The sequence below is a fragment of the Marinobacter nauticus ATCC 49840 genome (assembly GCF_000284615.1).
GTDB lineage: Bacteria > Pseudomonadota > Gammaproteobacteria > Pseudomonadales > Oleiphilaceae > Marinobacter > Marinobacter nauticus.
In genome coordinates, this window is record NC_017067.1 from 40,016 (window position 1) to 52,250 (window position 12,235).

The following is a 12,235-nucleotide window of genomic DNA, read 5'->3' on the forward strand; positions in this document are numbered from 1 at the left end:
ACGTTTGCCTGCTGGTCAGTCTGTGTGTGGGCCCCGGTTCCGGGGCACTCCGAAAATTTGAAAACGCGCATTATACGCTGGCCGGCGCCGCATTTCTAAGTGCCAGCCAGGGTGTTGTTTTGCCTGAGATCAATCAGAAGAACGTGAGGCCCACCTGGAACAGTTTCTCGACGTCCCGTATGCGCGACTTGTCTACCAGGAACAGGATCACGTGGTCGTCCGGTTGCACCCGCAGGTGGTCATGGGCGATGAGCACTTCGTTGTGCCGGACAATGGCACCAATGGTCGTTCCGGATGGCAGATTGATTTCGTCCAGGCGCTTGCCAACCACCTTGGAGGAACGGTGGTCGCCGTGGGCGATGGCCTCAATGGCTTCGGCCGCGCCCCGGCGCAGGGCGTGCACGTTCACCACATCACCCCGGCGCACGTGGGTAAGCAGACTGCCGATGGTGGTCTGCTGGGGTGAGATGGCCACGTCGATATCGCCGCCCTGGATCAGGTCCACGTAATCGGGGTTGTTGATCAGGGTCAGGACCTTGCGGGCACCCAGTCGCTTGGCCAGCAACGAGGCCATGATGTTGGCTTCGTCGTCGTTGGTGACGGCGCAGAACACATCGGTATTTTCGATGTTCTCTTCCAGCAGGATGTCCTTGTTGGCTGCGTTACCTTCCAGTACCACGGTCTTGCGCAGGCGCTCGGACAGCATCACGCAGCGTTCATGGTCCCGTTCCAGGAGTTTCACCTGGTAGCGGTCTTCCAGGGTGTTGGCCAGCCGGTAGCCGATGTTGCCACCGCCGCAGATAAAGATGCGTTTGTAGGGCTTCTCCAACGGTTGCAGTTCACTCATCACCGAGCGGATATGGTCGGCGGCGGCGATAAAGAACACCTCGTCGCCGTCTTCGATCACGGTATCGCCCTGGGGCATGATGGCCCGGTCCTTGCGGAAAATCGCCGCCACCCGGGTATCAATCTTGGGCATGTGGGTGCGCAGGTAGGACAGTTCGTGCCCCACCAGTGGGCCGCCCTCGGTGGCGCGAATGGCGACCAGTCGGGTCAGGCCCTTGGAGAACTCCAGTACCTGCAGGGCACCGGGGTATTCAATCAGCCGGGTAATGTGCTGGGTCACCAGATGTTCCGGACTGATCAGAACGTCCAGGGGGAAGCCTCTCAGGCTGTCCAGGTCCTTGACCGTATCCCGGTTGTAGAACAGTTCCGGCTTGGCCAGGTAGGCGCCGGCCCGCACCCGGCAGATGGTAGTGGGGGTCTTGTACAGCAGCTTGGAGACCTGGCACGCCACCATGTTGGTTTCATCGCTGTTTGTTACCGCGATGATCATGTCGGCATCTTCGGCTCCGGCCTGTCGCAATACCGTGGGATAGGAGGCGCGGCCATGCATGGTGCGGATATCGAGCCGGTCCTGCAGTTCGCGAAGGCGTGCGCTGTCGTTGTCCACCACGGTGATGTCGTTGGCTTCGTTTGCCAGGTTTTCCGCCAGGGTGCCGCCGACCTGGCCGGCGCCGAGAATCAGGATTTTCATGGTTCAGGTTTCTCCAGCACGGCGTAGAAAAAGCCGTCATGGCTGTCCGGGTCTGGGAACAGCTGACGCCCGGTGGTCATATCCCGGCCCCAGTCTGCATCGATGGTCTTCAGCGTTGCCTGATTCTGCTGCTTCAGGAACCGCTGGATTATACGGTGGTTCTCCTGTGGAAACACCGAGCAGGTGGCATACACCAGTCGCCCACCGGGCTTCAGGATAGACCACATGGCCTCCAGCAGGCCAAGCTGGATACTGGCCAGCGGCACAATATCGGATTCCCGGCGCAGCAGTTTGATGTCCGGGTGCCGGCGAATCACGCCGGTAGCGCTGCAGGGAACGTCCAGCAGGATGCGGTCGAAGGGCGTGCCGTCCCACCAGCTGTCGATATCGGCGGCATCGGCCTGGGTCAGGGTGGCCTGCAGGTCGAGCCGGTCCAGGTTTTCCTGGACCCGGGGCAGGCGCTCGGCGGATTCGTCGATGGCCACCACTTCGTCCAGTGCGCCACAGGCTTCAAGGATGGCGCAGGTCTTGCCGCCCGGCGCGGCGCAGGCATCCAGTACCCTCTGGCCTGGCTGCAGATCCATCAAAGTCGTACACAATTGGGCGGCTTCGTCCTGAACACTGACCGCGCCGTCCTCGAACCAGGGCAGTCGGTCCACCGGCACCGGCCGTTGGAGCTGGATGCCGCTGGGGGCAAAGCGCGTGGCGCGGGCCTCAATGCCGGCTTCCGACAACAGGTTCAGGTACTCGTCGCGTTTGAAGCGCAGGGCATTGACCCGCAGGGTCATGGGTGCCTGCTGGTTGTTGGCTTCAAGGATGGCCTGCCAATCGTCCGGCCAGTTGTGGCGAAGCTTCTCCACCATCCACACCGGATGACTGAAGCGGCCACTATCGTCTTTCGGCGCTGGCGCCCCTTCCCGTTCGGCGGCCCGCAGCACTCCGTTGACCAGACCGGTCAGGTGGGGCTTGTCCAGTGCCCGGCAAGCCTCCACGGTTTCGTTCAGTACCGCGTAGGTGGCCTGTTCGCTGTAACGTAACTGAAACAGGGCCACCAGCATCAGGTGGTGAATGATCCGGTCCGGCTTGCGCAGGGGCTTTTTCAGGCGCTGGTTCAGCTCGCTCTCAAGCCGGTGAAACCAGCGGCAGGTACCGTAACAGATAGCTTGCAGTTGTGGCCGTTGTTCCGGGGGTAACTGATTCAGGGCGGGTGGCAGGCATTGGGATAACGACTGGCCCTGTTCCACCGCCAGCAATACGTTGGCGGCAATGGCGCGGAATGGCAGGGGCTGGTAAGCCATGGTCAGTTCAGCTCCTGGCCGGGCAGCAGCACCTGCTTGCCACCATTGATCAGGTCGTTGATGCTCTGGGCCTTGCTGCCTGGTAACTGCACGGAAGTGATTCTGAGGGTGCCGGTGCCGCAGGCAACGTCTACACCGTCCCGCTCCCGGGCAATCACGGTGCCGGGACCCTTGTCGCTGTCCTGCTTCAGGGCGCCGGCCTGATGAATACGGATACGTTGCTCGCCAAGATCGGTAAAGGTACCGGGCCAGGGGTTGAAGGCGCGAATCAGTCGTTCGATCTCCTGCGCGTTTTGGCGCCAGTCGATGTGGCCCTCTTCCTTCGACAGCTTATGGGCGTAGTTGGCCTCTGCCTCATTCTGGACTTCGCCGGTCAGATCGTTGTTGGCCAGCCTCTCCAAGGCCTGCACAATGGCCTTGCCTCCCATCTCGGCCAGCCGGTCATGCAGGCTGCCGCCGGTATCGTCGGCACTGATGGGGGTGTCCAGTTTCAGCAACATGCCGCCGGTATCCAGGCCTTCGTCCATCTGCATGATGGTGATGCCGGTTTCGGCGTCGCCGGCGGCAATGGCCCGCTGGATCGGGGCGGCACCTCGCCAGCGCGGCAGCAGGGAAGCGTGGATGTTCAGGCAGCCGTGGGTTGGTATGTTCAGCACTGCCTTGGGCAGAATCAGGCCATAGGCAGCCACGATCATCACATCCGGTTGCAGCGACGCCAATTCCTGTTGGGCCTCTTCTGGCTTCAGACTGACCGGTTGATACACGGGAATACCAGTATCCAGTGCCACCTGTTTGACCGGGCTGGGCATCAGTTTTCGGCCGCGGCCGGCGGGGCGATCAGGCTGGGTGTAAACGCCGACGATGTCGTAACCGGCATTCAGCAGGGTTTTCAGGGCGGTGGCGGCGAAATCCGGGGTGCCGGCAAACACAATGCGCACGTTGGTTGCTTCTCTGTGTCGTTGATACGAAAAAACCGGGTCGTAACCCGGTCCTGAATTCGGTCTATGCTGGCAGCGCCTCAGGCGCTCTGCTTGTGCAGCTTTTCCAGCTTCTTGCGAATGCGATTACGTTTGAGCTGGCTCAGGTAATCGACAAACAGCTTGCCATTCAGGTGGTCCATTTCATGCTGGATGCAAACTGCCAGCAGGCCTTCAGCCTCCAGGACAAACTCCTTGCCGTCACGATCCCTGGCGGTAATCCGGCAGTGCTCGATGCGCTTCACATCTTCATAGAACCCCGGTACCGACAGGCAGCCTTCCTGCATGGCTTCGAGCTCGCCATCCAGCACTTCCACTTTCGGGTTGATGAACACCCGCGGCTCGGTTTTATCTTCGGACAGATCCATTACGATGATCTGCTTGTGCACATCCACCTGGGTCGCGGCCAGGCCAATGCCGCGGGCATCGTACATGGTCTCGAACATGTCGTCGATCAACGTACGGATGTCATCGGTCACTTCCTCCACCGGCTTGGCGATGGTGCGAAGTCGTGGGTCCGGATACTCAAGAATTTCTCGAATCATAATGCTCTTGCTTCTGGCCTGTGTGTATCGGGCAATCTCTAATGTCAGCCTGTTTGACGGGCTGCCGAGCGCAGAATTTTACCATTTGTAACGCTGTGAAACCGATTGCCGAAATGCGACAGCGTACTGCGCAAATTTTCTTGGTCTGCCTATGATGAATCCAGAGATTCCGACAGTATGAACCGTTAATGCTGGCAGAGTTCCCAGGTTCAAGGTAATAACATCCGCCTGACGGTGCCTATTATCCAATAATTCGCCGATTGAGTACAAACTGATCAGTTAATAGTTAAAATCTTTCACGAATGCGCTTCGATGGCTGCAGAAATCACTCGAAGAACAAAAGATAACATCACAAATTCCGGGACTTCTTCTATAGTAACGGGAATAACAACGTAATATGCTGCGGGGATTCTGCGGCGACATTACCGAACGCAAAGATTCAAGGCACGCGATCAAGGACATAAACAATGAGGAAACTGTTGTACGCTCTGGCAGCCTCTGCGCTGCTGTTTACCTCCTGGGCCCAGGCACAGCCGGAGCTGAGGTCTGATCATCCTGAGCGTTACACTGTCGTCAAAGGGGATACCCTCTGGGACATTTCAGCGCGATTCCTGAACAACCCGTGGTACTGGCCGGAAATCTGGCACGTGAACCCGCAGGTTGCCAACCCCCACCTGATCTATCCCGGTGACCGCCTGGCACTGGTGTACATCGATGGCAAGCCCCGGATTACCAAGGTCGCGACCAGCGATGTGGTGAAGCTCTCGCCCCAGGTTCGTTCCGAGGCCATCGACACACCAATACCGGCCATCCCCCTGGATGCCATCGCCAGTTTCCTGACCGAAACCCGTATTGTCAGCCCGGAGGAAATCAACGGTGCGCCCTATGTGCTTGAGGGTGAGGACGGCCGCATCATCACCGGCGCCGGTGACCGTATTTACGCTCGCGGCGAGAAGCCGGCCGATCGCGTGGGTATTTTCCGTCGCAGTAAGGAATTTGTGGATCCGGACACTGGCGAGTTCCTTGGCCTGGAAGCCCGGAGCATTGCCCGCGGCAACGTTAATGCCGAAAACGGTGATGTGCTGACCGTAGGCATTACCAAATCCAGTGAGGAAGTGCGTATTGGCGACCGGCTACTGGTGAATGAAGATCGCCGGCTGACCACCAGCTTCGTGCCCAGCTCGCCGGATAGTGAGATCGAAGGCAAGATGATTTCTGTCGATGGCGGTGTCAGCCAGATCGGTCAGTACGATGTGGTCGCTATTAACCGTGGTGAGCGCGAAGGCCTGGCGGCCGGTAATGTGCTGGCGGTGCTGAAGGCGGGCAACATGGTTCGTGATCCGGTCACCGGCGAAACCATTGAATTGCCGTCTGAGCGGGCTGGCCTGCTGATGGTGTTCCAGGCCTATGAGAAAATGAGCTACGGTCTGGTGCTGCAGGCAACGCGGCCCCTCTCGGTGGGTGACAAGGTCACCAATCCCTGAGGCCGCGCGTTTGATGAGTTGAAGGAATAAGACATGGCCGGGCCGGAATGCCCGGCCATTGTTGTTTTCAAGGAAGAGAAAATGTCAGATCAGGAATTTCTGCAAACACCGGCAGGCCAGTGGCTGCTGCTGTCACTGCTGCCCCGGTTCGGAATCCCCCTCAGGGAGCGGATTCTGGGTTCTGTTGATACGCTCACCGATATCCTGCCCCTGAATGCTGCCACACTTCGCGCCATGGGGCTTGGCGGCGATGCCGTGGAGGCGATTGTCGCCTGGCAGGCGGGTGATCTCAGCCAGGGCGTCATTGCCCGGGCACTGGATATCTATCGCCAATGTCGGGAACGGGGTATTGGCGTGCTCGGACAGGGCCAGGCGCCCTACCCGGAATGCCTGCGCCATATCCACAATACCCCTCTGGTGCTCTATACGCTGGGTAATGTTGAGTTATTGCAACGGGACCAACTGGGCGTGGTCGGCAGTCGCAACGCCACCCGGGCGGGGCTGGATCATGCCCGCCAGTTTTCTGCCGAACTCAGCCGGCGAGGGCTGCTGATCACCAGTGGTCTGGCCCTGGGAATAGATGGTGCAGCCCACGCCGGCGCCCTGGATGCTGGCTATCCGACACTGGCGGTGGTGGGTTGTGGTCTCGACCGGTTGTATCCGGCCCAACATCGTAACCTGGCTCACCGCATCATTGAGAACGGCTTGATTGTTTCTGAGTACCCGCCGGGCACCCAGGCTCGGGCCGCCTATTTCCCCCAGCGTAACCGCATTATCAGTGGCCTCGCCCGGGGCGTGCTGGTGGTGGAGGCCAGCCTCCGGAGCGGTTCACTGATTACCGCTCGAACCGCCCTCGAGCAGGGGCGGGAGGTGTTTGCCATTCCCGGTTCGGTGCACAGCCCGGTGGCCCGGGGCTGTCACCAACTGATTCGCCAGGGCGCCCGGCTGGTGGAGACCGCCAACGACGTGATGGAAGAACTGGGTACCTGGTGGTCCATGCAGGCGCAGCCCGCAGAACCGGAAGCAACGGAGAATTCGTCAGACCTGTCGTTTCTGGACAGCCGGGAAATCGCGGTATTCGAGGCTTTGGGGTATGATCCGCAGTCTACCGATGCACTGAGCCTTGCCACGGGTTTGCCCGCGGATCAGTTGCTGCAGTCACTACTGATCCTGGAGCTTGAGGGCCTCGCCCATGCCTGCCCGGGTGGTTATCAGCGCACCGGTCGGGACCTTGTTCATTGTTCTGCATGAGGGCGCCGATATCTGATGGCGAATACATCTTCTCCGAGTTTTCTTCAACTGGCTCTTGCCCGCCAGACGGTACTGGCAGGCGGGGTAATCGCCTATCCCACGGAAGCGGTGTGGGGACTGGGGTGCGATCCCTGGAACCGGGAGGCGGTCGAATACATCCTTGAGCTCAAGCGGCGACCCATGGAGAAGGGTGTGATACTGGTGGCAGCCTCGGTTGAACAGGTGCGTTTCCTGCTGGATCCGTTGCCCGACGCCGTTCAGAGCGAGGCTCTGCGCCACTGGCCAGGGCCGGTCACCTGTCTGTTGCCGGACGTAAACCAGCAGGTGCCGGAGTGGGTCCGCGGCAAACACAGTTCCATCGCCGTTCGGGTCAGTGATCATCCGGTGGTGCGGGCCTTGTGTGAGGCGACGGGTATGCCGCTGGTCAGTACCTCATGCAATCCGGCGGGGCGTCAGCCAGCCCGTGCGATCTGGCAGGTGCGGCGCTATTTCGGCGACCGCATAGATCGTATTGTCCCCGGTGCGCTGGGCGGCAATCGCAAGCCCAGTCGCATTATTGATATTGTTACCGGTCAACAGTTTCGCTAGGAGAATTCATGTCACAGCAGCCGGATATCCAGGCCGTCAAGGACTACCTCATCGGTCTTCAGGAGCGGATTTGTCAGCGGCTGGAAACGGTCGATGGCCAGGCATCGTTTATCCGTGACAGTTGGCAGCGGCCGGAAGGCGGTGGCGGTATCAGCCGCGTACTGGCCGACGGTGGTGTTATCGAGAAGGGCGGCGTTAACTTTTCCCACGTGATGGGCGAGACCATGCCAGCGTCTGCCACGGCTCACCGCCCTCACCTGGCGGGCGCACCCTGGCAGGCCATGGGGGTGTCGCTGGTGATTCATCCGAACAATCCATACGTGCCCACCTCTCATGCCAACGTGCGCTTTTTCATCGCTACGCCGGAGGACAGCGCTCCGGTGTACTGGTTCGGTGGTGGCTATGATCTCACGCCCTATTACGGATTTGAGGAAGACTGCGTGCACTGGCACCGCACCGCAAAGGCAGCCTGCCAGCCATTCGGTGACTCCGTCTACGCGGACTACAAGCGCTGGTGCGACGACTATTTCTACCTCAAACACCGGCAGGAGCCACGGGGCGTCGGCGGGCTGTTCTTTGATGACTACAACACCGGCGATTTCGACCGTGACTTTGCCTTTATGCAGGCCGTGGGCGACAGTTACATTGAGGCCTACGAGCCGATTGTGCGCCGGCGTATGGATCAGCCCTGGGGGGAACGGGAGCGGGAATTCCAGCTCTACCGCCGGGGCCGCTATGTCGAGTTTAACCTGGTGTACGACCGGGGCACGCTGTTTGGACTGCAGTCGGGCGGCCGGACCGAGTCTATCCTGATGTCCCTGCCCCCGTTGGTGCGCTGGGATTACGACCGCCGTCCGGAGCCAGGCACTGAGGAAGCCCGGCTGACCGAGTATTTTCTGACCGGCCGTGACTGGTTGGAGGAACGTAATGACTAACGATCTGTATGCCGTGGTGGGCAACCCCATCAGCCACAGCAAATCACCCCGTATCCACAGCCTGTTTGCCCAACAGACCGGTGAGGCCGTGGAATACACCGCGATTCAGGCGCCGCTGGAGGATTTCGCCGGCACCGTTCATCACTTCTTTGACCACGGCGGCAAGGGTCTGAACATTACGGTGCCGTTCAAGGAACAGGCCTGGACCCTGGCCGAGCACCGGACTCACCGGGCCGAGCTGGCAGGTGCCGCCAATACTCTCTATCTGGATCAAGAAGACCAGCTGGTGGCCGATAACACAGATGGTGTGGGTATTGTTCGCGACCTCCGGGACAACCATGGCGTGCCTCTGAAGGGCGCGCGTGTGCTGGTGCTGGGCGCTGGTGGTGCGGTGCGAGGTGTGCTCGGGCCTCTGCTGGACGAGCAGCCCGCCAGTGTGGTTGTGGCCAATCGCACTGTCGCCAGGGCCGAAGCGCTGGCCCGGCTGTTCGGCCGGGAACACAGTGGCATTGAACTCTCGGCCTGTGGTTTTGAGCAGGTCGAAGGACCGTTTGATCTGGTGATCAACGGCACCAGCGCCAGCCTGAAGGGTGATTTGCCAGCCATTACGGCAGATGTGATCGGCGCAGATACCGTGGTCTACGACATGATGTATTCTCTGCAGACCACCACGTTTAACCAGTGGGCCCTGGATCATGGCGCCGTAAGCGTGTTTGATGGTCTGGGCATGTTGGTGGAACAGGCTGCCGAAGCTTTTTTCGTGTGGCGGGGCGTACGCCCGGAAACCTCGGCCGTCATCGAGGAACTGAGAACAGACTGAGGCAGGCGATGCAGCCGAGCCGTCGATAAGGGTCAGTTATGGATATTCTTACGCTTGTCGGGTTGCTAGCCGGAACCCTGATTGTGTTGCTCGCCATGTTGGCGAATGCAACCGTACTTACCTTTCTGAACCTGCCTGGCCTGGCCATCGTACTCGGGGGTACGTTTGCCGTAACCCTGATCAAATTCCGGATGCCCTCCGTGCTGAGTGCTTTCCGACTGGCTTTCCGCGCAGCCTTTACGGACCGGTTGGCGCGCCCGGCGGAACTGATTCGGGAAGTGGGCGTGCTGGCCCGGGTGGTTCGCAAGGAGGGCATTCTGGGTCTGGAGAACCATGACACCAAGGACGAGTTCCTGCAGAAAGCCATCAACCTCTGTGTCGATGGCCACCCGCCGGAACTGGTGGAAGAGGCCCTGTTGCAGGATAGCCAGCAGACCGCCGAACGCTACGAAGTGGCGGAACGGGTGTTCCGCGGCATTGGCGAATCGGCACCGGCCATCGGCATGCTCGGTACCCTGGTGGGGCTGGTGCAAATGCTCAATACCCTTGATGATCCTTCCTCTATTGGTCCGGCCATGGCCATTGCTCTGCTCACCACCCTGTACGGCGCATTCATTGCCCAGCTGATGGCGTTACCCCTGGCCGACAAGTTGCAGCTGAAGGCGGAAGACGATGCCCGTAACCAGATGCTGATCATTACTTCCATCAAGAGCATCATGCGCGGTGAAAACCCCAGGGTTATGACCGAACTGCTGTCTTCCTACGTGTCTCCGGAACACCGCACCAACCTCGAACCCGAGCGGGAGGCCTGAGGTTTGCAACCGGCACGGCCACTGAAAAAGAACCGGGGCAAGAAAGGCACCCCGGACTGGATCGTGACGTTTGCCGATCTGGCCACATTGCTGCTGACGTTTTTTATTCTGCTGCTGTCCTTCGCCGAAATGGATGTGGAAAAGTACCGGGCCATGGCCAACTCCATGTCGCTGGCCTTTGGCTCCAGCAACGTGGTGGCGGAGGACGTGGGTGGCTCCCCTATTACCCTGGTTGAATCGGATACCGTCTCGCTGCCCGAACCGTCGGAGTCGTTGCAACAACAACCTGAGTTTATTGATGAGCGTACCGAGCGCTCGGAAACCCGGCAGATACCCGGCGGTGTGCTGGACCTGGCCGGGCGTCTGGTTCGGGAACTGGAAGAGGAAGTGGCTTCCGAAACCCTGCATGTGAACTACGACGAGGATCAGGTGGTTATCCGGTTCTCGGAGGAAGCGACCTTCCGCTCTGGCGACGCCACCATCAAGCCGGAAATGATCCCGATCATCGAGCGTGTGGTGAGCGTCCTGTCCGCCTGTAGCGGGGATGTGGTGGTTTCCGGGCATTCCGACGATCGACCGATTTCCAGCAGTCAGTACCGCTCAAACTGGGACCTGTCTGCTGCCCGGGCGGTCTCGGTGGTGCATGAACTGGTACTCAACCGGGATATCCCCGCCGAGCGGGTCGTTGCCGCGGGCCGTGCCGAGACCCGGCCACTGGCCCCCAACACCAGCCCGGAAAACCGCGCTATCAATCGCCGGGTGGAAATCGCCATCCGTAACCCCGAATGCAGTGATGAAGTGCCCACCGCAGACCTGCCGGTGGAAATCCTGCCCTGAGCCGCCGGTATCTCCGCTCTCCTTATGCTCGCAGCGCAGATACTCATAGTGGATTCATATAACCTCTGCCCATTCAAAGCCTTATACTGTGCGCCCTGAATTGCACACAGCAGGAGATGCCAGCATGAGCGGACCGGACAAACCGAAAGTCATTGGTGAGGAATGGAGTGACGAGCGGGTAAAGAGCTATCTCGACCTGACCCCCTGGGACCGAAGCATCAATGCCGATTATTTCGTGCTGAGTCGGGCTTATGAATCTATGCGGGCCGAAGACTTCGAGCGCTTTATCAGCTTTTTTGTTGAAGCCGGTCGTGACCTGAATGCTGAAGACGAACACGGAGCAACCATTCTGGATCGGGTCGCCCGCCACCGGCGTAGTGCAGAGTATGCCCGCGTCCTGGAAAACGCCGGCGCACAAAAAAAAGCAGCGGCCGGGAACTGATTCCCGGCAAGGCTGCCTTGCCGCTGCTTTTTATTCTGAGGGATTCAGGTATTCGTCTTTCAGTTTGACGTAGTTGGCGGCAGTGTATTTGAAGAACGTTTTTTCCTTGTCGCTCAGGGCCCGGGCCTGCTTGCACGGGGAGCCCACGTACAGGTAGCCGGATTCCAGGCGTTTGCCTGGCGGTACCAGGGTGCCGGCGCCGATAATGACTTCGTCTTCCACCACGGCGCCGTCCATTACGGTACAGCCCATGCCGACCAGAACCCGGCTGCCAATGGTGCAGCCATGCAGCAGGGCTTTGTGGCCAACGGTCACGTCGTCGCCCAGGATCAGCGGCCAGCCGCCGGGGTTGTAGTCGCTGGCGTGGGTGATGTGCAGCACCGAGCCGTCCTGGATGCTGCAACGGTCGCCGATGCGGATCTTGTGCATGTCGCCTCGGATTACGGTCATGGGCCAGACCGAGCAATCCTCCCCCATTTGTACATCTCCGATGACCACGGCGCTGTCGTCTACCCAGGTGCGTTCGCCAAATTGTGGTGTGATACCCTTGTGAGTTCGTACATTCGCCATTACATATACCTCAATGCTGTCCAAGTGCGGTGCAAGGTGCCGGTGGGGGATGGCTTTCAGAAACACGCTCCTTCGGCACATCCCTGTGACGCTTGAGTTCCGCCATCCCTGGCTCCACACAGTTTCTGAAAGCCATCCC

Annotated in this window: 13 protein-coding genes; 8 read left to right on the top strand and 5 right to left on the bottom strand. The window is 59.9% G+C overall.

The features are described from left to right. Positions 1-133 precede the first annotated feature (133 nt). The 4 genes from trkA to def all read right to left on the bottom strand — a co-directional run bounded on the left by trkA (position 134) and on the right by def (position 4,360). Positions 134-1,537 carry a Trk system potassium transporter TrkA gene (gene trkA / locus MARHY_RS00135; protein ID WP_014420019.1) on the bottom strand — a complete coding sequence of 468 codons (1,404 nt, stop codon included), beginning with the start codon at positions 1,535-1,537 and terminating at the stop codon, positions 134-136. Further along, positions 1,534-2,835, bottom strand: coding sequence for a 16S rRNA (cytosine(967)-C(5))-methyltransferase RsmB (gene rsmB / locus MARHY_RS00140; RefSeq protein WP_014420020.1), 1,302 nt, complete (start codon positions 2,833-2,835; stop codon positions 1,534-1,536). The genes trkA and rsmB overlap by 4 nt, the downstream gene beginning before the upstream one ends. A 2-nt stretch (positions 2,836-2,837) precedes the next feature. After that, positions 2,838-3,773 carry a methionyl-tRNA formyltransferase gene (gene fmt, locus MARHY_RS00145; protein WP_014420021.1) on the bottom strand — a complete coding sequence of 312 codons (936 nt, stop codon included), beginning with the start codon at positions 3,771-3,773 and terminating at the stop codon, positions 2,838-2,840. A gap of 80 nt (positions 3,774-3,853) precedes the next feature. Further along, positions 3,854-4,360 (bottom strand): peptide deformylase, encoded by a 507-nt coding sequence (gene def, locus MARHY_RS00150; RefSeq protein WP_197535995.1) that lies wholly within the window; start codon positions 4,358-4,360, stop codon positions 3,854-3,856. 464 nt (positions 4,361-4,824) lie between these two features. Here def and MARHY_RS00155 point away from each other — a divergent pair, with 464 nt between their 5' ends. The 8 genes from MARHY_RS00155 to MARHY_RS00190 all read left to right on the top strand — a co-directional run bounded on the left by MARHY_RS00155 (position 4,825) and on the right by MARHY_RS00190 (position 11,526). Beyond that, on the top strand, positions 4,825-5,841 hold the full coding sequence (locus MARHY_RS00155; protein ID WP_014420023.1) for a LysM peptidoglycan-binding domain-containing protein: 1,017 nt from the start codon (positions 4,825-4,827) through the stop codon (positions 5,839-5,841). A gap of 33 nt (positions 5,842-5,874) precedes the next feature. Next, positions 5,875-7,092 (top strand): DNA-processing protein DprA, encoded by a 1,218-nt coding sequence (dprA, locus tag MARHY_RS00160; protein ID WP_014420024.1) that lies wholly within the window; start codon positions 5,875-5,877, stop codon positions 7,090-7,092. Positions 7,093-7,107: 15 nt separating this feature from the next. After that, positions 7,108-7,680 (top strand): L-threonylcarbamoyladenylate synthase type 1 TsaC, encoded by a 573-nt coding sequence (tsaC, locus tag MARHY_RS00165; RefSeq protein WP_014420025.1) that lies wholly within the window; start codon positions 7,108-7,110, stop codon positions 7,678-7,680. A gap of 8 nt (positions 7,681-7,688) precedes the next feature. Next, positions 7,689-8,615, top strand: coding sequence for an oxygen-dependent coproporphyrinogen oxidase (gene hemF, locus MARHY_RS00170; protein WP_014420026.1), 927 nt, complete (start codon positions 7,689-7,691; stop codon positions 8,613-8,615). Beyond that, positions 8,608-9,435: a shikimate dehydrogenase gene (aroE, locus tag MARHY_RS00175; protein WP_041654402.1), complete on the top strand. Its 828-nt coding sequence runs from the start codon at positions 8,608-8,610 to the stop codon at positions 9,433-9,435. The genes hemF and aroE overlap by 8 nt, the downstream gene beginning before the upstream one ends. A gap of 38 nt (positions 9,436-9,473) precedes the next feature. Beyond that, positions 9,474-10,247, top strand: a complete 774-nt coding sequence (locus tag MARHY_RS00180; RefSeq protein WP_014420028.1) for a motility protein A — start codon at positions 9,474-9,476, stop codon at positions 10,245-10,247. A gap of 3 nt (positions 10,248-10,250) precedes the next feature. Continuing rightward, complete coding sequence (locus MARHY_RS00185) at positions 10,251-11,084, top strand: flagellar motor protein MotB (protein ID WP_014420029.1); 834 nt, start codon at positions 10,251-10,253, stop codon at positions 11,082-11,084. Positions 11,085-11,208: 124 nt separating this feature from the next. Continuing rightward, the gene (locus MARHY_RS00190; RefSeq protein ID WP_014420030.1) at positions 11,209-11,526 is read left to right on the top strand and encodes a PA4642 family protein; all 318 of its coding nucleotides are present in this window, start codon (positions 11,209-11,211) and stop codon (positions 11,524-11,526) included. A gap of 30 nt (positions 11,527-11,556) precedes the next feature. On the opposite strand, the gene MARHY_RS00195 is transcribed toward MARHY_RS00190, so the two are convergent. Further along, positions 11,557-12,096, bottom strand: coding sequence for a gamma carbonic anhydrase family protein (locus MARHY_RS00195; RefSeq protein ID WP_014420031.1), 540 nt, complete (start codon positions 12,094-12,096; stop codon positions 11,557-11,559). Positions 12,097-12,235: the final 139 nt, after the last annotated feature.